The organism is Verrucomicrobiia bacterium (assembly GCA_019694135.1).
Taxonomy (GTDB): Bacteria; Verrucomicrobiota; Verrucomicrobiia; order JADLBR01; family JAIBCM01; genus JAIBCM01.
The window spans coordinates 140981-162450 of sequence record JAIBCM010000002.1 but is presented as its reverse complement, the minus strand read 5'-3'; the positions used below and the strand labels follow the sequence as shown (position 1 = coordinate 162450).

Annotated in this window: 16 protein-coding genes; 7 read left to right on the top strand and 9 right to left on the bottom strand. The window is 43.7% G+C overall.

Features of this window, described 5'->3' with window-relative positions:
* Positions 1-23: 23 nt before the first annotated feature.
* The 5 genes from K1X66_03195 to K1X66_03175 all read right to left on the bottom strand — a co-directional run bounded on the left by K1X66_03195 (position 24) and on the right by K1X66_03175 (position 10006).
* Positions 24-3377, bottom strand: a complete 3354-nt coding sequence (locus tag K1X66_03195) for a hypothetical protein (GenBank protein ID MBX7157372.1) — start codon at positions 3375-3377, stop codon at positions 24-26.
* Positions 3378-3524: 147 nt separating this feature from the next.
* Positions 3525-8003: a hypothetical protein gene (locus tag K1X66_03190; protein MBX7157371.1), complete on the bottom strand. Its 4479-nt coding sequence runs from the start codon at positions 8001-8003 to the stop codon at positions 3525-3527.
* A 73-nt stretch (positions 8004-8076) separates the two neighbouring features.
* The gene (locus K1X66_03185; protein ID MBX7157370.1) at positions 8077-8394 is read right to left on the bottom strand and encodes a Dabb family protein; all 318 of its coding nucleotides are present in this window, start codon (positions 8392-8394) and stop codon (positions 8077-8079) included.
* 37 nt (positions 8395-8431) lie between these two features.
* On the bottom strand, positions 8432-9172 hold the full coding sequence (locus K1X66_03180) for an SIMPL domain-containing protein (GenBank protein ID MBX7157369.1): 741 nt from the start codon (positions 9170-9172) through the stop codon (positions 8432-8434).
* A gap of 12 nt (positions 9173-9184) precedes the next feature.
* A complete protein-coding gene (locus K1X66_03175) occupies positions 9185-10006 on the bottom strand; it encodes an SDR family oxidoreductase (protein ID MBX7157368.1) in 822 nt (273 codons plus the stop codon).
* Positions 10007-10136: 130 nt separating this feature from the next.
* On the opposite strand from K1X66_03175, the gene K1X66_03170 reads away from it, so the two are divergent.
* Entirely contained in the window at positions 10137-10742 is a 606-nt protein-coding gene (locus tag K1X66_03170; GenBank protein MBX7157367.1) for a polymer-forming cytoskeletal protein, read from the top strand.
* A 2-nt stretch (positions 10743-10744) separates the two neighbouring features.
* Here K1X66_03170 and K1X66_03165 read toward each other — a convergent pair whose 3' ends face one another.
* Positions 10745-11851: a DUF362 domain-containing protein gene (locus K1X66_03165; protein MBX7157366.1), complete on the bottom strand. Its 1107-nt coding sequence runs from the start codon at positions 11849-11851 to the stop codon at positions 10745-10747.
* A gap of 46 nt (positions 11852-11897) precedes the next feature.
* On the opposite strand from K1X66_03165, the gene folP reads away from it, so the two are divergent.
* The 5 genes from folP to hisI all read left to right on the top strand — a co-directional run bounded on the left by folP (position 11898) and on the right by hisI (position 16067).
* A complete protein-coding gene (gene folP / locus K1X66_03160) occupies positions 11898-12743 on the top strand; it encodes a dihydropteroate synthase (GenBank protein ID MBX7157365.1) in 846 nt (281 codons plus the stop codon).
* The gene (cdaA, locus tag K1X66_03155) at positions 12730-13494 is read left to right on the top strand and encodes a diadenylate cyclase CdaA (GenBank protein MBX7157364.1); all 765 of its coding nucleotides are present in this window, start codon (positions 12730-12732) and stop codon (positions 13492-13494) included. Before folP ends, cdaA begins: the two co-directional genes overlap by 14 nt.
* 138 nt (positions 13495-13632) lie before the next feature.
* The gene (gene glmM / locus K1X66_03150) at positions 13633-15000 is read left to right on the top strand and encodes a phosphoglucosamine mutase (protein MBX7157363.1); all 1368 of its coding nucleotides are present in this window, start codon (positions 13633-13635) and stop codon (positions 14998-15000) included.
* 18 nt (positions 15001-15018) lie between these two features.
* Positions 15019-15663: a fructose-6-phosphate aldolase gene (gene fsa / locus K1X66_03145; protein MBX7157362.1), complete on the top strand. Its 645-nt coding sequence runs from the start codon at positions 15019-15021 to the stop codon at positions 15661-15663.
* On the top strand, positions 15663-16067 hold the full coding sequence (gene hisI, locus K1X66_03140) for a phosphoribosyl-AMP cyclohydrolase (GenBank protein ID MBX7157361.1): 405 nt from the start codon (positions 15663-15665) through the stop codon (positions 16065-16067). Before fsa ends, hisI begins: the two co-directional genes overlap by 1 nt.
* A gap of 77 nt (positions 16068-16144) precedes the next feature.
* Here the strand turns inward: hisI and tilS are convergent, their stop codons facing one another.
* The 3 genes from tilS to ade all read right to left on the bottom strand — a co-directional run bounded on the left by tilS (position 16145) and on the right by ade (position 20312).
* Positions 16145-17059: a tRNA lysidine(34) synthetase TilS gene (tilS, locus tag K1X66_03135; protein ID MBX7157360.1), complete on the bottom strand. Its 915-nt coding sequence runs from the start codon at positions 17057-17059 to the stop codon at positions 16145-16147.
* A gap of 136 nt (positions 17060-17195) precedes the next feature.
* Positions 17196-18617, bottom strand: a complete 1422-nt coding sequence (locus tag K1X66_03130; GenBank protein ID MBX7157359.1) for a hypothetical protein — start codon at positions 18615-18617, stop codon at positions 17196-17198.
* Positions 18618-18680: 63 nt separating this feature from the next.
* Complete coding sequence (ade, locus tag K1X66_03125; protein MBX7157358.1) at positions 18681-20312, bottom strand: adenine deaminase; 1632 nt, start codon at positions 20310-20312, stop codon at positions 18681-18683.
* A 92-nt stretch (positions 20313-20404) separates the two neighbouring features.
* On the opposite strand from ade, the gene K1X66_03120 reads away from it, so the two are divergent.
* Positions 20405-21466, top strand: coding sequence for a phosphotransacetylase (locus K1X66_03120; protein ID MBX7157357.1), 1062 nt, complete (start codon positions 20405-20407; stop codon positions 21464-21466).
* Positions 21467-21470: the final 4 nt, after the last annotated feature.

Below are 21470 nucleotides of genomic sequence, written 5' to 3'. Positions count from 1 at the left end.
TGACAAATCAGTCGATAAAAATCTTAACAAGTTGGAGCCTGAGCTAGAAATACAGGCTCAGAAACCTGTTCCTCCACACTCATTGCGGTTTCATATTCTCCACCCTCTTGACAAACATCCATATTCGGAGACATCGAAACATCGGGCGTGTAATTTTCTCCTGCTGCTGCTGCCCAGACTGTTTCTCGGTTCTTTGATTTGCCTAACTCTTTTTTGCCTCCAGCCACTCGATTGTCTGCAGGCAAGTCTGACGCTTCAGTTTGATAAGGAATTACTACACCTTCCCTACCCGGATATCGTCCTGTAGCCATTTCTGCTATTTCAATATCGTCTCGAACTTCACCTTCGATTCCAAAACGACTCTCAGCAGCCCGTTGGCCATCGGCCTCTGCTTGTTCAATACGTTTCTCTACTGATTTAGCAGGATATCGATGTGCGGCCACCTTCAAATGATTCACCACAGCCACAACACGCTCCGGTGTTTCTAGCTTATCCTGAAAATCATCCACCATGCCACTAGCATCGAGTGAGGTAAATAAAGACGCACCTATAACATCAGTTGAACCTCCATCTTCGATCATTCCTGCCCAAATTTCTTGCCTATATTCCGCAGCCGCCTCAGCAGCAGCTTCAACCCCAGCCAGATATTCTTGCGATTCTCTTATTCTCGCCGCTTCTTCAGCGGGAAGCTGGGCCAGCGTTTTTTCAAACTCTTTATTGACTTGTTCTTTCACCCAAGCGTCTCTGGCCTCTTGTTTTAATGCTTCTGCCTCTTTCACTCTGCTCTCAGCCAGAGCTACTACCGCCACCTGTGCAGCCACATCAGGCATGAAAGATGCTACCACTTTTGCGGCTGCTAATTCTTCTTTAGCCTCTCGCGCTTGAGCAGCGGCATATTGCGCCACTGCTTGAGCGCTTGGCTCGGCTTGATCTCCTTTTACTCGAGATCGCTGCTCAGCTCTTGTTTCTTCCGCCAATTTGGCCGATGGCAGGGAAACTTTCATCACTCCAGCCATCCGCTCATAGCGACTATTAATCACCCAATAGGTCTTTGTTTTTTTTGCAACCTCAGCCACAGCGGCTCTTACCGCTTGTTCTGCTTGAGCTTTTTGTTCCCCAGTCGCATTGGGGTCTTCTTTTGTTTTTCCTGCTGCCTTGATTGCTTCTGGCACTGCCGCTGCGGCTTCTTGCCATTGTGTCCATGCCTTATCTCTAGCCATTTTAGCCAAGGCCATCTCTTCTTGCGTGTAATACTTCCCCTGCATCCGATCCCATATGATTTCGCCTTGTAATCCGTTAATGCCTTTACTTTTGCACACTTCATTAAAATGATTGCGCGCTTCACGATATTGCTCTTGCGCTTCTGTCACTGCGCTTTGTTCAGTAGCGTAAGCCTTTGCATTTTCTCCTTCAAGAACCCCTTTGCCCCACAATCCTTGCACTTGCTTATAAGCTAAGCGTGCTTCACCCAACTTGTCTGAAGTTTTCTTGAGTCTTGCCAACGCTCCCACTAAATCTTCGTCTCCTGCTTTAAGACCAACAGTCGTCGCAATCGCATGCATTGCTTGACTCTCAAAATCAGGTTTAGACTCCGCAGCTTTGGATTCTGCTTCATCAAGTAACAGAACCGCTCCTACTGCTGCACCAACCTCAAAAATTCTTCCAACTCCACCAACATTTAACGGTCTAGCATTCACTTCGGCTTTAGCATCACGTAAAATTGCAGATCTTGTCTCACTTTCTATACCTGCTTCTCGGCAATTCTTTCTGAAGTTTGCCCTTGCAGCATTAAACTCAGCATCGATATCAGCCGGTATTGTAGCTCTTGAAACACCACCTCCCGCCTGTTGTCGGGCTTGGTAAGCCTCCATCAATCTGGCAAGATGAGGACGAAGCGCATCATTATCTATGCCATGCTGTCTTAATAATTCACCCGACCGCCTTAGAGCATCCTCGCCTATGTTATATCTAACAACCCTTCCAGCACCACTATCTTTATAAGATTCCCAAGCTTGTTCCGCAACGCCTTTATCATGAGTCTTCGCCCGATACTCAAAGGCTGCTTGTTTTCGTTCATAATTTTCCTTGGCGTGAGTAATGTTATCTTCCTGCCCTTCTCTTTGTGCTTCCTTCAAAGCCAAATAAGCTTCTTTACGATCCTTAAAAGCCTTTGCCAAAACTAAATCATCTCTAATCCCCACAGCTTCAAGCTCACTTATCTCTACAACAAACTCATCTCGTCGAGTCTCAAGCTCTAAATGTTTATTAACAGAGCTATCTCTCCATTTTGCCAAAGCAGGCTCTCCTACTGTCTCGTAATCAATCCCTTTTTTTTGGCAAGTTTCTCGATATCTTCTTTGTGCATTAGTATAACTTTGATAAGTTTTAGCAGTACCTAAGCTGGGATTTCCACTGTCTAAATGGGCTTTATATTTAGTTTGCACATTAGCAAAAGCAGCGATGACCTCTGGGTCTTGAATATCATGTTGTTCAAGATAAGTTTTCGCTCCTTCAAAGCCTGGCGTTTCTTCATAATTCTTGACCTCTTTAAGAGGTTTTTCTTGAAGGGTTTCTTTTTTAGTTTTATTAGCCTTGATATCCTTTTTTATTGTTTCCCAAGCTGCTACGACTGAGGATGATACACCTCTTGATTTGGCTCTATCTAAAAGAGTTTCTCTAGCAACATTATCTTTTGCTCTAGCCAAGCGTTTCGATGCGCGGTCTCCTGACTCTATCGCTTGTTGCAAAGCCAAATAAGTATCTCTACGCCTTGCTAAAGCCTCCTCAAGATCAATATCGTCAATGCCTTCTTCTTTTAAAGCCGTAGACGCCAAGTCTTTTGATTCTCCCGAAAATTCTAAAGCTTTTCTCCCCTTCCTTCCTTCTTTCTCACCTTCTTTTTTTCTTTCTTTTATTACTTCAGTTTCTGCAGGAACAGGGGGAGAAATAGGCGTATGAGATCTTCCCGCAACTAAAGCTTGTGCTCTGAGAGTACTATCTGCATCACGCAAAACACGCTCGATATCACTCTGCTGTTGTGGTGATAATTGGGCAAAATTTTCGGAACGCCATTGTTCCACTCTTGATCGAATTCGGTGATAATTCTCAATAGCAGAGGGCAAATTACTAAATTGTGAATCGTGGTGACTCCTAGTCCCAACAGCAGATTCCTTGAGTGCTTTTGCTGCTTCTTTAGCGCGATCTACAGCAATCCTTAGACCGGTTTCAAATCTTTGAATTGTTAAATCTCTCGCTGCACTATCCAATCTAGGTGAAGGAGACATTCCAGGGGCTGTTAGGCGAGCACGAAGATCAATTCGACTTACAGAACCGTTATCTATCCTCCCTCCTTTTTTTACTTTACCCTTTCCTGCCATAAAAAATACTTAATTATGAAATATATTATTTATTATTATTAAAACATCAATAAAACATTGGAAGGCAGGACTGTCAAATGGCTTAGCTAGTAAGGAGTAATTTAGGTGTGTGAAACAAATTAAAATCCTACTTGTGGCGAATAATAATTAACATTTGGGAGCAGGCATCTGGGGAGCTGAAGAACAGTTTTGGTTCATGCTTTCTTCTATATTCATCGCCGTTTCGTAGGCGCCATCATCTCCTGAGTAATTCACATCAGGCGATTCCCAAACGTTGGGGGTGTAATTCACAGATTGTTGTTCTTCAATTTTTGTCCAAACATCTTTTTTGGGGGATGGTTTGTTGTTATCCACTAACTTATCGTTAGCTTTCTCAGCTTCTGGCTTCTTCTGCGGCTCGGGCGTTTGTTGATCAGGTATCACTATCTCTGGTCCATACATATCTCTTGAAAGCGATCGATCCAGTTCCATCTCGTCTCTAATTTCATTCGCCTTATAAAAATCATACGTAACCAAAGCAAATTCCTTCAATTCTGGAGGTAGAATCTCATCGAACATAGCTTGTTGTACTGCAGGTAATTTATCGTAGTTTTCAACAAACCAAACTAAGAATCTGGGATCTGCTAAATTAGCTCCTTCAGGACCATATTTTGCTGCCAAGTGGTTCGTTGTCCTCATGATAAAGGGGCCTTCAAAGTCCGTAAAGTTTCCACTCTTCGGATCATAACCAAAACCAAGCTCCTTCTCCTCATCGCTGATGGGTTCAACGATACCCTTCGCTGCTTTTTCCAACCTATTTGCTCTTTTGGCTTCTCTCTCTGCTCTTTTAACAAGAATTTCTTGGGCCCAATCTCCAATGCCTGTCTCCGGATCTTCACGTTGAAGTCTAACTCGTTCCTGAACGTAATCATGCTCTGTTTGATTCGCCGCAATTTGCGCCCCCACCAATCTCGCTTCCTGAACCCGACTTTGAACTTCTTCTCCTGCTGCAAGTTCTTCTAAATTTTTCCCATCGGATGCGAGTTTCGCATGCGCTTCTGCGATAGCCTTGGCTTCTGCTTCAGCTCTGGCTAATTCAGCTCTAGCAAGTTCCAGTTGCTCTTTATTTGCTGCTTCCAGAGACGCTACCTCTTCTGGACTCGTTCCTTCAAAAAAGCTTGAAGAAGAGGTTCTCATGACTCTCAAAGCCTGTTCTCCTGACTCGGCCAATTCTACCGAAGCCCTTGCTGCCTCCAAGTCTTTCTCATTGGCTCTTTGACGCACTAATAATTCTCGAGCCGTGGTAGGAATCGCTTTTAACCCTTCTTTCGCTTCATGCAGATTCCGGTTGGCATGTCGAGCCACCAGAAGATGATCTGCAGTCTCTGCTCGCTGAGCCGCCTCTGCCCGAGCTTCTTCACGGGCTTTTTTCATGGTTTGAAACTGGGCTTCCACCGATCCCTCAACTTCATACAAGTGTGAAGTCGCTTGCTGTAAAGCTTTCCTTTGCTCTTCGGTAACTAGATTAATATACCATTGGGATGCATTGCTATCAGTTCCTTCTGGAAATACAGCTTTCTGAGCTTTTTCATATTCTGCTTTGGCGGCTTCATAGCCTGCTTTGGCTTCTTGTAATGCTTCTTTATGATTCTCTCGAACAAAGGCTCGAAGCTGCGCTTCTTCCCAAGCTTTTTTATCTGCCTCAGTTTCTTGACCCAAACCCTTAGGCAATTCACTGACCTCTGCCGCCGCGGTCTCCCCCATAACTGCCACTGTCGCCGCGGCTATCACTCCCGTCGCAATAGCTTTTTGCTGCCAGCGTTGATGAGCCATTTTTTTGGCGTCATAATATTTTTGAGCACGATCACAATCATCTAAAGCCTCTGCCAATTTTGCCGCAGCGTTTCTCTTTGCTTCTTCATTACCACTATCTACTACCGCGTCCACCTCCCTTTGAGCTTGATCTCGAATTTGACGCGCTTTTACTAACGCCTCATAAGCCTCTTTGCTTTGTTCTGCCTTTTCTGCAAGATTGCCTCGTATAAACTCGGGTTCACGTGCTGCTTTTAAGCGTTCTGCTTCATCGAGAGCTTCTTGAATAGCTCTACGATCCGGTTCGGGCAAATCTTCGCGCTCTAATAACTGACTAAGATGATTTGCACGCTCACCAATACTAAGCGTACTAGATCGAAGATTATCTTCAGCTTCTGCAAGTTGAGCTGCCGCTTTTTCAAATTCAGCCTCAGCACCTTCTATATCATCTCCCATTCGACGCGCTTCAGCAAGATATTCCCTGGCCTCACGCATTCCTTTTTGAGCTTTGGAAACCGCTTCATAATCCAAATCTCGCACTTCCGCAACAGCACGAAGACAATCCGCTTGATCGGTAGGTTTACGATCTCCAACATTGATTCGAGCCAAAGCCGCTTCAAGTTTTTGTCGGTTTGAAGAGTCGAGAACCTTGTCTGGATCTCTAACTAAAGCTTGTGCATATCCTTCAGAATTTGAAATAATGATATAGTTTCGATGAAGATCGAGTTCGGCTCTTCGAAATGCCTGAGCTGCAGCTTGAGCTTCTGCTTGGGCACCCGATAAATGAACGGTATCTCCCGCAAGCTCAAGTTGTTTGGCCCGAGCTTCTGCTGTTTTCATAGCGGCAAAAGCTTCATCTTTGCGAGCGATCAATGGACCACGCTCTTCCAAAGCGGTTTCCAATCTGCTAGCAACTCGAATTGCCTTCTCATTGACTTTGGTCGCCACTCTTTCTTCAGGAGAAAGCAAGTGATCGTAATTATTTTGCCAACGGTCATGACTGATCCTGCTTCTTTGATATTGCGCTTCCGCTCTTGCTAAAGTTACTTGTGCCGCATGAACCTCAGCCTGAGTTCCCTCTCCCTTAGCAAATCTTTTTTCAGCTGTTTTAAGCGCTTGAGCCGCTTCATCCCTGGCTCGCAAATTAGTTTCTCGTTTGATGCCATACTCCGCGATATTATCCAAAGTGTAGAGCGCTTCATGTTCATCATTTACCGCTTTTATCGCCGTCGATGCTGACTCTAATGCCGTGCGATCTCCAACAGGCAGGCGATGATCTCCTAAAACCCTTACAATTCTTTGGTTCATCGCGTTAACTCTTTGATTGCTATCTTTAAGGGCTGCCTTGGCCTCTTTAAGCTCTTGAGTAGCCGCTACAATTTTAGGGTCATCACTTGCACGAGTCTCTCTGACGGTATTACGCCAATTTTCTTGAGCCTTGGCTAATCTCACATAAACTTGATTGTGCTCAGCGGCGGCTTCCATCACTCGATCGGGTAAACTTACCGTGGGCACGGATTGACTAATAGCATTCTCGAGCAACTCCCGTTCTGCAACATCATCCGTTCGAGCTATGAGACTTTGAGCTTCGCGTCTCCAATGTGTAACGCGCCCTAATTTACCATTGTAAGTCACTTCCAGTCTTTTAAATTCTGCATCAGCCAAGTCAGCTTTCGTTTGCGCAGTTTCAACTCCTTCACCTGTTGCTCTAGCCGCTTCAAGTGCTTCATCTGCTTCTTTTTTGGCAACACGCGCTCGCTGCAATAAAACACCCGCTTGATCGAGTTCTGCTGCAAAAGTTTCTAATCGATTAATAATGTAAGGTGCATCTTTACCTGGTTTTTGCGCAGCAACTACTTGGCCAGCCTCATCCGCCCTTTCAAGTGCCCTACGCACGGCATCGACCTGTCTAGGTTCCAATGTAGCAGCTTCATCCTCTTCAGCTAAAAATTCACGGGCATTTTTTCTCCAATTATTTTTAACACCATTTTTTTGGAGATAAATTTTCGTTGCTTTCTCCCAAGCCGCTCTTGCTTCCTCGAGTGCCTTTTCGGCGGCTTGGATCTCTGCTGTTGCTATTTCACGATTCGCTCCTGGACGCTCCAGGTTCAATCTAGCTTGTGCCAAAACTTTTTCTGCCTCTTTTATATTAGCAGTTGCTTGGGCTTTATCCCGCATCGCTTGCTGATATTCTGCTGCATATCGATCTAAATTACTAATAATCGTGTCAGCTCTTTCTTCGCGCACAATCTGAGCAGTTCTCGCTTCCGCTTGTTCAATAGCGGCATCTATGGCTCTTTGGCGTTCCACTGAGCCAGTTTGACCCTCAATAGTAGTAAGATGATCCGCCGCTTGATCGGCTTCATTTCGACGTCTCAGTGCTAAAGCCTTAGTTCGAGCCGCTTCATCGTCCAAAGTTTGAAATTTGTCTTGAGATAACTTTGCTTTGGCTTCAGCTGCTTCAGCGAGTTTGGCTTTGGCTGAAGCATCAGTACCTGTTGCCGCTTCGGCTTCTGCTCTTAGCCGTTTTGCTTCGGCCCGATCTCCCTTAAGAACACTCGCTGCCTCTTCAGCGCGAGCGCCCATTCTCTGCGCAGCTTCTTCAGCTGCTTCAGCCGCCGCTTCACGATTTTCGGCAAAGTCTTTAGCTTTTAAAACTTTGACCGCATCTTCGAAATCAAATTCTCGAAAGCTACCTCTCCCGGTTACGTCGATTTCAACTTTCCCCGTATGACGCGGAACTTTAGCTTTTTTGGAGCCTTTTTTGGCTCCTTTGATAGCTCCCTCAAGAAGCTCATCTATTACTTTTTTAGCTACTTTTTTCCCCTTAGCCATTTGAGTTATATTTTCCTTAGTTCAATTAAAAGGATAATTAAACCTCTAACATGGCAGCTGTCAAACGGTTTTGCTAGCTATAGCGCACGTCTTTGCCGGGCTCCATTTCGAAATCTTCCGCATAACGCTCTTCGGTAAAAGGTTCGATAATAGTTTTGACAAATTTGATGTGGATGGGATGTTCGCGATAAATTTCCAGCTTAGCCATGGATTCGCAATCAAATGCCAGGAAAAACTGCCATTCCGATTTGGGTTTTACATTTTTTCCCGTTTTTAAATTCATAACCTCTGGGATTTTGAGCAGACTGATGCGAGTCTCGATCAAAATAGTTTCCAACTGCTCTGGCGTGACAGAGGGTTTCAATTTAAAATAGACGCAATGATGAACCATAAATCTTTAAGGCATACTTGTTTGATGACATAAGCCTTTATCGAATCTCATAGACGACGTCAACGACAACGCTCAAATCTTGACTCCCTGGTTCGATATTGGGAGGCGCTATTTTACTTTCATCCAACCCCGCTCGCGTTACTCCTAAAGAACGAGTCATAGGTGGTAGAGAGCCGTTATTTCCTAATTCTTGAAAGCTTACTAATACGCCCAATTTCACTCCAGCTGCTGCAGCCTGGCTTAACGCTTTGGCTTTAGCCTGAGCAAAAGCTTCCTTGCGCGCTTGCTCCCGATAAAGTTCCGGATCGCTAATTTCAAAAAAAGGTCCATCGGTTCGATTTACGCCCAATTTCACCGCCTCTGCTAAAATTGGCCCCATTTTATCAAAATCTTTTACTTTCACTGAAATAGTTTGTGACAAACGGAAACCAGTCAAATCCGGCGGTCTATTTTCAATGTAACTATAAACCGGTTCAAGATTGTATTGCGTCGTTTGCACCGCTTTTTTTTCAATGCCAAGACCTGTTAGCATAGCATAAACGGCATTCGCTCTCTCACTATTGCTTTTCTGCGTTTTGGCAGCTTCTGCATCTTCTGAGACCACGGTTAAAAGTAATACGGCGGCATCGGGCGCAGCAGACACTTCCCCACGTCCTTGCACAGTAATCATGCGCTGTGGGAAAAAGGAATCTTTTAAAACAACCGCCTCTTTGGCTACAAGAATTGCCAAATAAAATGTTAAAACAAGAGCCACCGGAAATGGAATCACACGTGTCATACCACTATTGCCTTATCGCAATCCGAACGATTTTGAAATAAGAAAATCCCAAATTCGATCTGGCACCATCTGATGAAATAAAATCGCCATGCGCCCTCGATTCGTCACCACGTAGCGCGGACGCGGGTGGGCTCGAGTCAAAACCTTCGCAATCGTGCGCGCCACACGATCGGGTGAAGCGCCTGGCCAGCCTTGATGTTGATAAAATCGCAATGCTTTTCGAGCCATGTCGAAGTAGGGCGAGGTTTCGTCCTTTAGCGCTTCCAACGATTTCAACTCAACATTTGCCTTAAACTTTGTGTCGATTGGCCCTGGCTCAATCAAAACCACTTTCACTCCAAACGGCGCCACCTCAATGCGCAACGTATCACAAAAAGCTTCCACAGCATATTTCGAAGCGCAATAAGCGCCACACATGGGAGCGGTTAATTTTCCCATGATTGATCCCACATTCACAATCACTCCTCGGCCGCGTGCCCGCATCTGCGGCAACACCAATGCGCACAATCGAGCCAAGCCAAAAAAATTTGTTTCAAACTGCTCTCTTAAACCGCGACGCGCCACTTCCTCCGAAGGCCCCATCATTCCATAACCTGCATTATTTACTAATCCCGTAATCACTCCGGCCTCCTGCACCACTTGCTCACACTGCTCTTCCGAAGTCACGTCCAATTGAGCCAAAGTGATGTTGGAATAATTTTTCAATCCTTCTAACGACTCCAATCGTCGCGCAGTCGCCAGGACCGACATTCCTTGTCGCGCCAAAAAAAGCGCTGTCGCTCGACCAATTCCGCTAGAACATCCCGTGATTAAAATTTTTCCTTCACTCACCATCTCTAAAGTTAAGGAGGACAAAACACCTCGCAAGCCGAAACTCTTGTCGAGCTATTAAACCTATTGACTAATCGCTTCAAACTGAAAAAAAACTGGACATTGTCAGCAAATCACACATAATAATAAAATCATGGCCTTCGATTCAAAAAGCTTTGGACTCGGCAATCTCGTTGCGGGACGTTTCTCATCGGATGCGCCGTCAACTACAATTCCTGAAGAAACCCCTGTAACTTCAACCTCTAATCATCATAAAAATTATAACACTCCAACCTCTGTGACACCTACTGAAACTTATTCCCATATTGGCGGCTCTCAATCGCCCATTATCACTGAAGATGTCGAACTCAAAGGCGAACTTGCTTTTACCGGCGAACTCGAATTTAACGGTCGCTTTGAAGGAACACTAGATTCCGATGGCGCACTAACTATCGGAGATCGTGCTATCATCAAAGGCAACATTAATGCATCCTCCGCTGTGGTTTCAGGCAAAGTTCAGGGCAACATTGTGGTTAGCGGAAAAGCCCACATTCGATCCAACGCCATCATCCACGGCGACATTCAAGCTTCCACCATCGAAATTGAGGAAGGTGCTAGTGTAAATGGTAAACTTACCACAAAAGGCGATCGCGAAACACCTAATTTCAACAACATATTTACTCGTCTCGGCGGTAGTAATTCAAAAAGCTCAAAAGGTGGCAGTAGTAACAGCAGCAGTGCTATTTTAACTGAAAAATAGTTTTATTCTGCAACAGGTTTTGGCATCGCAATCTTTTTGATTTCAATCTTTTCATTATCAAAAAAATTGCCCAAACCTAAAGTTTTAGCCGTTTTAATATAATTGATTTTTAATAAAGGTAATAGCGAAGCGATTCGCCACGGCTCTATCAAATTCAAAGCGTAACTATCCAAAGCCACAGGATCTTCACTCATGAAAAGCGAATTCATTTTCCGACAATAATGCGGCACATAATCCGGTCCCCCTCCATATTGGCACCATAAACCGTCCATCACATGCAACACCGTTTTCGTGCGCAAAGGCGTTTTCGCATAAATTTCAGCTAAAGCCGGATCACCCCAAAAAGGTTCAAACTGAAATCGTCGCGTGTTATCCACTGAACCCAACACCAAATCTGCAAAACAACCCTGCAACCCAACCGCCTCGCTATTAGACAAAACCGGCATATGAATAATCTTTGTCAAACGCCGCGTCACCAATTTTGCGACATAAGAACGAAAACTCTCCTGCTTAGGCAAAGCGCTAGCTAACTCAAAATTCAAGCCCTCATCTAAATTTTTTTTCTGTAGCGCTGGGTTGTGTGCTATCGAGGATTGTTTAATATCTTGAAATTCAAAATCGCCCCAAATCAACTCTCCCACTTCGGGTTGCATTACAAACACATTAGAATCAAAGCCCGTCAATGGAATCACTGCCGTAAACACGACTCCATCACGACGACGCCCTAAAGAATAGCCAGCGGCTCGCATTTCATCAGCAAACTTGTCCCACACCACAATATTTTCGCCTTTTACACCAGTCGCTTTTAATCCCTCGATCAAAACATCTACCAAAACTGGTTTGGTAGCCAAAATTTTTCCGCCTGCCGTGGAAATTTTAAGCCCCACCACATCACTCGATTTGATCCATCGCGACAAAGCTTTTCCTAAATTGGTTTCGCCCGTAAGTTGATAAAAGCCTTCACTTACCATTTGCCTGACAACAAAATCCTGAACTACATTTCCTTTGAATGATGCCTCATTAACTACCTGAACTAAATTTACCTCAGCACCCAAAGCCCCAAAATGCCAACCCCAATAAATCAACGCTAAAAATAAATTCCGTTTCACACTTTTTTTAATAAATTAATCATAGCATGATACGTTTGAAATAAAAATGAAATGGAAACATAACAACGGCGAATGGGATCTTTCTCAAAATTCTCTGATTATGGGAATCTTAAACGTCACGCCCGATTCTTTTTCTGACGGAGGCCAATTTCTTAATCCTGAAACTGCTCTTCAACACGCAGAAACTTTGATCCAGCAAAGGGCTGACATTATTGATATCGGAGGCGAATCCACTCGGCCTGGCTCCCAACCCATTTCTCAAGAAGAAGAACTCAAACGAATTTTACCTGTGCTAAAACTTCTCGCTCAACGCACAAGCATCCCCCTATCTATCGATACCACCAAACCTGAAATCGCTCGCATTTGTTTGGAAGAAGGAGCCACCATCATTAATGATGTGAGCAGCGCAAAAAATCCTGATATGATTAATCTCATCGCAAAAAAAAAATGCGGCTACATTCTCATGCACAGTCAAGGCACCCCTGCAACCATGCAACAGTCTCCCATCTACCAGAATATCGTGGATGAAATTTCAAACTTCTTCGAAACCCAACTGCAACACCTCAAAACAGCAGGAGTTGATCTGGAGCACGTGGTGATCGATCCCGGTTTTGGATTTGGAAAAACTTGGGAACACAATCGCACTTTGTTTTTAAATCTTGAATATTTTCATCGTTTCAACCGTCCGCTGATGGTGGGCATTTCTCGAAAATCATTCGTTGGCAAAATCACAGAAACTCTACCTCAAGATCGACTAGGCGCCACTTTAGCAATGGAAACGCTCGCTTTATGGCAAGGCGCCTGCATAATTCGCACTCATGAGGTTGCGCCCACTCGACAAATCGTTAAAATGGTCGCAGCATTAAAAAACTCATCTCATGAATTGGATTAACTTCGTGCTTCAATATTGGCGCTGGTGGCTGGAAATCGCCATCCTCTCGCTCATGTTTTACGGCATTTATCGTCTCATTCATGGCACCCGTAGCGCTTCCGTCCTCGGTGGATTAGCCCTGGTAATCAGCGTGCTATGGATTTTTGCCAAATGGTTAGACCTCGTGGTGCTCAACCAACTTTTTCAAACTCTCCTGACTTCTTTACCTATTCTTCTCGTGGTTTTATTGCAACAAGAAATTCGCCAAGGATTAGCAGGCTTATCGCTCGGAAACTTTTTTTCACGAAATCGCAATCGCACCGCAACCATTGAAGCAATTGTTGGCGCAGTCGAATCGCTGAGCGAAAAACGTATTGGCGCTTTAATCGCCATCCAACACACCATGTCCAATCAAAGTGTGGTAGAAAGCGGCGTGCTCTTAAATGCCGCAGCCACGGAAGAATTAATTGAAACGCTTTTTTATCCCAAAACTCCTCTCCACGACGGTTGTGTCTGGATTGAAAATGATAAAATTGTTGCGGCCGCTTGCATTCTTCCTGTTACTCAACGAGAAGCATTGCATCGCAGCTTGGGCCTACGCCATCGCGCTGCGCTTGGCTTATCCGAAGAATGCGATGCCATCGTGGTAGTGGTTTCGGAAGAAACCGGCATCATTTCACTTTGTTATAAAGGCAATTTAGAGCGCCCCTTGAATCCCGATCAATTACGCCAACGCATTACGGATATTTTATTAGAACGAAAAAATTCATGAACTCTTCCTTCTTCTTTAACTGTCGCGCGAAACTAATAAGCATTTTAATTGCGCTCGCTTTTTGGTGGTTTTTGAAATCACAATTAGAACCTAACTTTTTTCAAAAAGCCTGGCAACTTTACACGTTGCAACAACTCAATGAAACCACTGCCCCACCCGCCCCCTAGACAACTTTTTGGCACTGACGGCATTCGCGGCCCGGCAGATCAATATCCGCTAACGCAGGAACTGATTTGCCAATTAGGCCGTGCCACTGCCCATCTTTTCCGCCGCAACTCTCAGCCACCTCATATTCTCATTGGTCGCGACACACGACGATCGGGGTTGCAAATCGAACAAGCCCTTGTTGAAGGCTTGACTTCTTTAGGAGCAAAAGTCGGTTTGCTAGGTGTAGTTCCCACCTCTACTGTGGCTCATCTTGTTCCTCATTTCAAAGCCGACGGCGGGATTGCCATTACTGCCTCACACAATTCCTATGAAGATAATGGCATTAAATTTTTTCGTCATGACGGTTATAAATTAGACGATGCCTTAGAACTGAAACTGGAACAAGAAACACTTCAACCTACTTCAACTTCAAATTCAACAATCCCGGGTCAAACTTATACTATTTCAGAAGCCGCTTCCCTTTATTGTCGGTTTGCTCAATCAACTTTGCCAAAAAATTTTTCTCTACAAGGGTTAACCATCGCCCTGGATGTCGCTCACGGTGCCGCCTACCAAACTTCTCCCGAAATTCTTCAGTCGTTGGGCGCAAAAATCCATGTTTTCAACGCTCAACCTACCGGCATCAACATCAATGAAAATTGTGGCAGCACTTACCCTGAAAAATTGCAAGCTTACGTTAAAGAAACTCAATCGGACGTAGGCATTTCTCATGATGGCGATGCGGATCGTGTTATTTTTTGTGATCACAAAGGTGAAATTTTAGACGGTGACGAAATCTTAGCAATCGCTGCAATCGATTTACTCCAAAAGAATGCGTTAAAAAACAAAACACTGGTTACCACCGTTATGAGCAACTTAGGCTTAGATCAATGCCTCGCTCAATATGGAGGAAACATCATTCGCACAGCCGTTGGCGATCGTTATGTCATCGAAGCAATGACTCAGAATGATTGCAACTTAGGCGGCGAACCTTCCGGGCATCTCATTTTTCGCGATTATATTACCACGGGCGATGGCATCATTAGCGCCCTGCAGATTTTGCGACTGATAAAAGAAAGTGGAAAATCCTTGCACGATCTGAAAAAAATTCTTACCCGTTTCCCGCAAAAACTCATCAACATCAAAGTAAAAGAAAAAAAACCTTTAGAACAAATGCCTCACGTTCAAAAAGCTTTGCGAGAAGCAGAAAAAGAGCTTGGCTCTCAAGGAAGAATTCTTCTACGTTACTCCGGAACAGAACTTAAAATTCGATTACTCATAGAAAGCGCTGAGGAAACCACATTAACACGACTTGAAAAAAATTTAGTAGAACCTATTAAAAAAGAGATTGGAGTATAAAAAGCAAAATAAAGAATTATGAAAATTTTTATCGATACCGCTGAAATTAAAGAAATCAAAGAAGCCCACGATTTAGGATTAGTAGATGGCGTCACCACCAACCCTTCTCTCGTTGCCAAAAGTGGCAAACCTTTTCGCCAAGTTTTAGAAGAAATTCTAGCTATTGTAGATGGCCCCATTAGTGCAGAGGTTATTTCTACTGATCGTGATGGAATTTTAAAAGAAGGCCGTGAACTGGCAAAAATTCATAAAAATATTGTTGTGAAGGTGCCGTTGATTCCTGAGGGCCTCAAAGCTGTTAAAATTTTTGCCGATGAAGGCATTCAAACCAATGTCACCCTCTGTTTTAGTTCTGCACAAGCTTTGTTGGCGGCAAAAGCAGGCGCTACTTATATCAGCCCTTTTGTGGGTCGTCTCGATGACATCACATCCGATGGCATGAGTCTCATTGCCGACATCCGTCTCATTTACGATAATTATAAATTTAAAACTCAAATTTTAACCGCTTCCGCGCGCCATCCCCTACACTTTGTTGACGCGGCAAAAATCGGCAGCGATGTCATCACCGCACCCTACGCCGTTTTAATGCAATTATTAAGACATCCCTTGACCGATATTGGTCTGAAAAAATTTCTCGATGACGCAGCAAAAATTAAGAAATAATGAAAGTGTTATGGCCCAATTTTGCGAAACGCGATGGTATTTGCGTTGCTATTGCTCAGGATTTTCAAACCAAACAAATCTTGATGCAGGGTTATGTGGATGAAGCCGGCTATCGTGAAACTTTAAAAACTGGCGAAGCGGTTTACTATTCGACCTCGCGCAAAAAACGTTGGAAAAAAGGTGAAACTTCCGGTGATATCCAAATCGTGCATAATATCTTAATCGATTGCGATGGCGACTCGATTATTTATGTTGTCGAACAAAAAGGTCAGGGCGCTTGCCACACTCAAGCAAAAAGTTGTTACTATCGTGATTATAAAGGAAATTATTCGGAAAAAGTAAAAGAAAGTCCTGCGGACACTTTACCAACACAAGAATGTGAAGTTCATCCTCGTTTAAATTAACCCGCTAATTACGCGAATGGTTAATTTCTTGTTTTTAAAAAATTAGCCTCCATTCGCGTGATTAGCGGGCAAATCCATCATTTTTTAATCCAAAGCCTCGCCTCCTTACGACAAACTTGCCAACCTTTAGTAAGATTACAGCGCGCCAAGCAACGATCCTGCAACATTTTCAAAATATTCTCTATCAACTCAAAATCGATATCTTTCACCTTTTCCTTTTCCAACCACTCACGAATCACGCGTCTTTGCAAAGCCAAGGGTAATTTCGTAAGTTCCCGGGTGACCAAGCGATGAGGCTGACTTCGATCGCGAATTGTTTGCAAAAGTTTACGACTCTGCTCATTTAAATAAGCGTCTTCTTCTGCCAACAAATCGGCTGCCTGACAAAGTCGTTTTACTAAATTTGCATCAAAATGCTTTTTTAAATAGGGCAAAAGTCGATGGCGAATTTTGCCTCGAAAACGAGTTAACTCTTCATTTACCGGATCTTCATACCATTTTAAATGATGCGTTTTTGCGTAATGCAAAACTTCTTCTCGCGTCACTTCCAACCAGGGACGAAAAATAGTAACATTTCCACGCTGCGACTTCCATTTCATCGCGCTCAAACCGCGACTTCCTGCACCGCGCAAGAGACGCATCAACACCGTTTCCGCCTGATCATTGGCCGTGTGGGCCGTCACAATCCCCGAGCATCGAAAACGTTTCGCAGTCTGAACTAAAAAATCATAACGCGCCTCGCGCGCAACCGTCTCAGTAGCGTGAGCCGATTTTTTAGCTCGTTGAGTTACAAATTTTAGGTTCCATTTCTTAGCCAAAACACAACAAAATTTTTCATAGTCATCCTCATGCAGAAACCAGCGATGGTTAAAATGAGCAACAATCGGCTGAAATCCAGCTTCGATCAAGCAATGAAGCAATGCCACCGAATCCACACCTCCTGATAAGGCGTAAACCAACTTGTTCGGTAATTGAGAAAATCTTTTTTCCACAATATTAATCAAATAAAAAAGAGCGATGGGTTAGATCGCTCTTTATAAAAAATAGAATCAAGGCAAAGCTCAAACAGTAACTAGACGGTAATCAATCTATGATTTGAGTAATAAATTGTCAAGCCTTAATCTGTTATTAGGGCAAAATACTCGGCTGAAAGTCGACTTTTTGAGGAGTGGCATTTGGCACAGCAGGATCAAGTTTATTTTGTGGATCAAGTGAAGGCGCTTGTTCTGGTGCAACCACTTTGCGACAATTCATATTGTTATGAATTGTTTCAATTTGTTCGTTCGACAAATAGCGTTTCGAGTCTGGAATAATTTTGTCACCCGTTTCAGAAACAACCACATTATCATAAGCCATAATATTAGTTTTTCTAAAATTTTCTGTTGCTACCGGAGTTTCAAGGCTTTGCTCAAAATTAAAATCCGACAATCCCATTTTATGCCCCATTTCATGAGCAAAAGTATTTAGGGGAGCTCTGGTGCTCACTACAATAAACTCAATTCCATCACTACGAGAAAAATAATAACCTTGCTCTTGGATTTGGTTGTCATCCACAAGTGGGTTGACAACATCATTATCAATAACATCTACATTGGCATAAAACACAGGAATAGCATTCCCCTGTGGATGTTCCTTCAGATACTTTTCTAATGCTTCATGATCATTACGATCAAAGTTTCCATCATTTAAATCCATTCCAGGAATTTCAGGTGCGTTACTTATTTCTTGTTGTGGTCGAATTACCACTCCTGCTTGAGCAAATACTTCATTGGAAAATGCTAAATGCCTATCCACACGCTCAGCAATTTCCTCTTGAGGAATCGCATTTCCTCCCGACAAAATAAAAGGTTGCATGTTGACTTCACAACGAACAGGAACATTTGCGACAGTGTAAGATTTTTCTTTATAATCGATAGCTAAAGTTGCTCCTGGAACAGCTAAGAAAGTTTGATCTTTCGCTGTATCATCTTTAGGCAAAGTTTTTGTTTTCAGATCATCTTCCATAACACTGGAAACCAAAACTAAATCCTGACTTTCGTAATATTTCTCTTTTTTATTCCATTGCAACTTTATCTCAACATTTTCTAAAAGCTCGCCATCAGGCCCATTGATTCGTAAAGGAACAACAATAGATGCTTTTGGTTTTTTGTTTTCTCCATTTGGCAAAGGATCAGTAATTCTAATTCTAAAGGAATTATTATCAAGGGCAGGATCCATGTTAGGCCGGGTAAAACCTATAGGCGTTCGTGTGGTCGTAGTCGTAGTTGAACCTCCATAAGTTGTACCACCAAAAACTCCTCCGCCCGTTACACCAGCATTATTTGTGGTGGTAACACTTTTTTCTCTATATTTAACCTCAGGAACATGCGTCATGGCATTTTCCCAATTCGTTATATTTAAATCTAGACAATCACTCCTCACTCCACTTTTACTAATAACTTCCACCTTAGGCTCAAGATTCCCGAAACTTTCTTCAAAAAGACGTGTCAAACGTGCGCCCCTCTCTTCATCGGATTCACGAAATGCATTAGAACGAGTTTCTAGGGGCATAATAAAATTGAGTTTTATCTTTAGAAAAATTTCTGTCAACAAAATTGACCATAACTATCAAATTTAACAATTCCTTACAAACCCTTTACCCAAAGAAAACAATCCTCGATCACTCAATTTTAAATCAGGAATCACCAAAAGCGCCATGAAAGCGAGAGTCATAAAGGGCGCGTCTAATTGCGAACCCCACTCTTTAGCCAATCGATCCAATTTTTCATAACCCGCAGCAACCTCCTCACCTGCTTCAGGCGACATCAAGCCTGCGATGGATAAAGGTAAAATTTCTGAAACAGTTTGTGAGGCAGCAGAAATGCCGCCTTTAGCTTCGATCAACAAATTCACCGCTTTGGCCAACGATTCATCATCCACTCCCACCGCAACAATATTATGCGAATCATGCGCCACGGAAGAAGCGATTGCGCCTTGTTTTAAACCAAAATTCTTAATCCATCCGATCGCCGGTTTGACCGATTGGTAACGATTCACCACTGTTATTTTTAAAATATCTTGCTCCAGATCCGATTCCGCCTTTTGAGAATTCCATCGAGGTTTCAACTTTAAATGGCGCGTGATGAGTTGACCATTCAACGCCTCGATCACATCCAACTCACCGTCTCTATTATTTTTGAATTGAAAATCCGCAGCAGTTTTTAGTGAGGTTTCAAAATGATTAATCAATGGGCTTTTTATTCGAGGCAACAAACTTTTTCCAGTCTCCGCCACTTTTTGACCATTAATGTAAGTCGCTAACACATTAAAATTTTTTAGATCCTCTACCACTAAAAAGTCTGCGGGATCACCCTTTTGCAACAGACCAACCTCCAAATGATAATGTCTCACGGGATTGAGAGTCGCTGCGCGCAAAGTTTTTATAGAATCAATTCCTTTTTCGATCGCACGTTTCACTAGCAAATTAATGTGGCCTTTAACTAATTCATTCGGATGCTGATCATCGCTACAAAGCATACAAAAGTCAGGATGACTTTCGATTAAAGTATAAAGCGCTTCAAAATTTTTAGCCGCTGATCCTTCCCGGATTAAAATTTTCATCCCACGCGCAATTTTATCCAGCGCCTCCTCTTTCGTGAAACATTCGTGATCCGTAGAAATACCCGCACTGGCATACTGTTCCGCATCTGATCCGCGCAACCCCGGAGCATGCCCATCAATCGGTTTTTGCAATTTTTGTGCGATTTCAATTTTCTTCATCACTTCTGGCTGTCGTTCCAGAACTCCAGGAAAATTCATCATTTCACTGAGATATTTTACCTCATCCCGCTTCAACAGCGACTCAATTTCATCCGCTGTAATGGTCGCGCCAGCCGTTTCAAATGAAGTGGCAGGCACACAGGAAGGCGCGCCAAAGAAAAATTTGAAAGGGGTACGCTGCCCTTCCTGAATCATGTAATCTACACCCTTAACTCCCAACACATTGCCAATCTCGTGCGGATCAGAAACCGTTGCTACTGTGCCATGAATCACCGCCCAGCGCGCAAACTCTGGGGGCGGCAACATCGAACTTTCAATATGAATATGCGCATCCACAAAACCGGGCATCACAAAATGCGAATACTTTTCTTGATTCCACTGAATATTCTGAATTTTCCCTTCTCTAACTTCCAATGTGCCAGGCTGAATCTTTCCGCTCACCACATCTACAATATTTCCTGAAACAGTAAAAGAAGCATCATTCATAGAGTTAAAAAGCGTAACAAGTGAGTAAAAATTTGTCCACTTTTAGCCTAGCCTTGTTATTTCTACATTCTGCATTATAACTATTTTAATTCATGGCTTTTATTCATACTATTTTCGAAAAATTGCAACGTCATCCGAAACGCATTGTGTTTCCGGAGGGCAACGACCCTCGTATCATTCAAGCCGCTGGCGAATACGTAAAACGGAAACTCGGCCCGGTAATCCTTCTAGGAAAACGTGATGAAATTGCCGAAATTGCAAGCCAACATGGTGTGGGCCTCGTTTTTATTAATGTCATCGATCCGGAAAAAGCCGATGATCTCGAACTTTTTTGCGATCGCTTAAAAAAACTGCCTAAATATCGCGACATTGCGGATGAAGAAGCTCGCAAAATGATGGCTATCCCTAACTATTTTGCCGCGATGATGCTTCAACACGGACAAGTCGATGGCATGGTGGGCGGCGTCAGCACGGCCTCCGTCAGTTTATTGCGACCCCTTTTTAGTCTCATCAAGCCTTTACCCGGAGTGCCCAGCGTCTCCAGCTGCATGGTCATGCAAGTGCATAACAAACAATTAGCCCATAAAGGCCTTTTTTTTCTGGCCGATTGCGGCGTGATTCCTGAGCCCACTGTCGATCAGCTCGCCGTCATTGCCCTAGAAGCCGCGCAACTTTCACGCCAACTCACCGGCGAAAAACCCAATGTTGCTTTTCTCTCTTTTTCCACGCGAAACAGCGCTAAAACCCATAGCACTGAAAAAATAATTGCTGCCACCGCTCTCGCTCAACAAAGAGCACGGGATCAAAATCTCGAAATCGAAATCGATGGTGAACTTCAAGCGGACGCCGCCATTGTGCCAGAAATCGCCCAACAAAAAGCGCCTGACAGTCCATTAAAAGGCCAAGCCAATGTTTTGATCTTTCCCGATCTCAACTCAGGCGACATTGCCACAAAACTCGTCCAACGCCTCGCCAAAGCCGATGCCTATGGACGGATTCTCATGGGACTTTCCAAACCCGCAGCCGATATCTCACGAGGTTCTACCGTGCAAGATATCGTGGGTGTTGCAGCCATTATTGGATTGCGAGCAGTAGCTTATCGGCAACTTTATCCTGACCAAGGCATTCGTATTATACCTAATTCTAACGAATAAAAGA

What these genes read in the sequence shown, in the direction of transcription:
- K1X66_03195 (MBX7157372.1), bottom strand. Translation starts at nt 3,377, where the DNA reads ATGGCAGGAAAGGGTAAAGTAAAAAAAGGAGGGAGGATAGATAACGGT.
- K1X66_03190 (MBX7157371.1), bottom strand. Translation starts at nt 8,003, where the DNA reads ATGGCTAAGGGGAAAAAAGTAGCTAAAAAAGTAATAGATGAGCTTCTT.
- K1X66_03185 (MBX7157370.1), bottom strand. Translation starts at nt 8,394, where the DNA reads ATGGTTCATCATTGCGTCTATTTTAAATTGAAACCCTCTGTCACGCCA.
- K1X66_03180 (MBX7157369.1), bottom strand. Translation starts at nt 9,172, where the DNA reads ATGACACGTGTGATTCCATTTCCGGTGGCTCTTGTTTTAACATTTTAT.
- K1X66_03175 (MBX7157368.1), bottom strand. Translation starts at nt 10,006, where the DNA reads ATGGTGAGTGAAGGAAAAATTTTAATCACGGGATGTTCTAGCGGAATT.
- K1X66_03170 (MBX7157367.1), top strand. Translation starts at nt 10,137, where the DNA reads ATGGCCTTCGATTCAAAAAGCTTTGGACTCGGCAATCTCGTTGCGGGA.
- folP (MBX7157365.1), top strand. Translation starts at nt 11,898, where the DNA reads ATGAAATGGAAACATAACAACGGCGAATGGGATCTTTCTCAAAATTCT.
- cdaA (MBX7157364.1), top strand. Translation starts at nt 12,730, where the DNA reads ATGAATTGGATTAACTTCGTGCTTCAATATTGGCGCTGGTGGCTGGAA.
- glmM (MBX7157363.1), top strand. Translation starts at nt 13,633, where the DNA reads ATGAAACCACTGCCCCACCCGCCCCCTAGACAACTTTTTGGCACTGAC.
- fsa (MBX7157362.1), top strand. Translation starts at nt 15,019, where the DNA reads ATGAAAATTTTTATCGATACCGCTGAAATTAAAGAAATCAAAGAAGCC.
- hisI (MBX7157361.1), top strand. Translation starts at nt 15,663, where the DNA reads ATGAAAGTGTTATGGCCCAATTTTGCGAAACGCGATGGTATTTGCGTT.
- K1X66_03130 (MBX7157359.1), bottom strand. Translation starts at nt 18,617, where the DNA reads ATGCCCCTAGAAACTCGTTCTAATGCATTTCGTGAATCCGATGAAGAG.
- ade (MBX7157358.1), bottom strand. Translation starts at nt 20,312, where the DNA reads ATGAATGATGCTTCTTTTACTGTTTCAGGAAATATTGTAGATGTGGTG.
- K1X66_03120 (MBX7157357.1), top strand. Translation starts at nt 20,405, where the DNA reads ATGGCTTTTATTCATACTATTTTCGAAAAATTGCAACGTCATCCGAAA.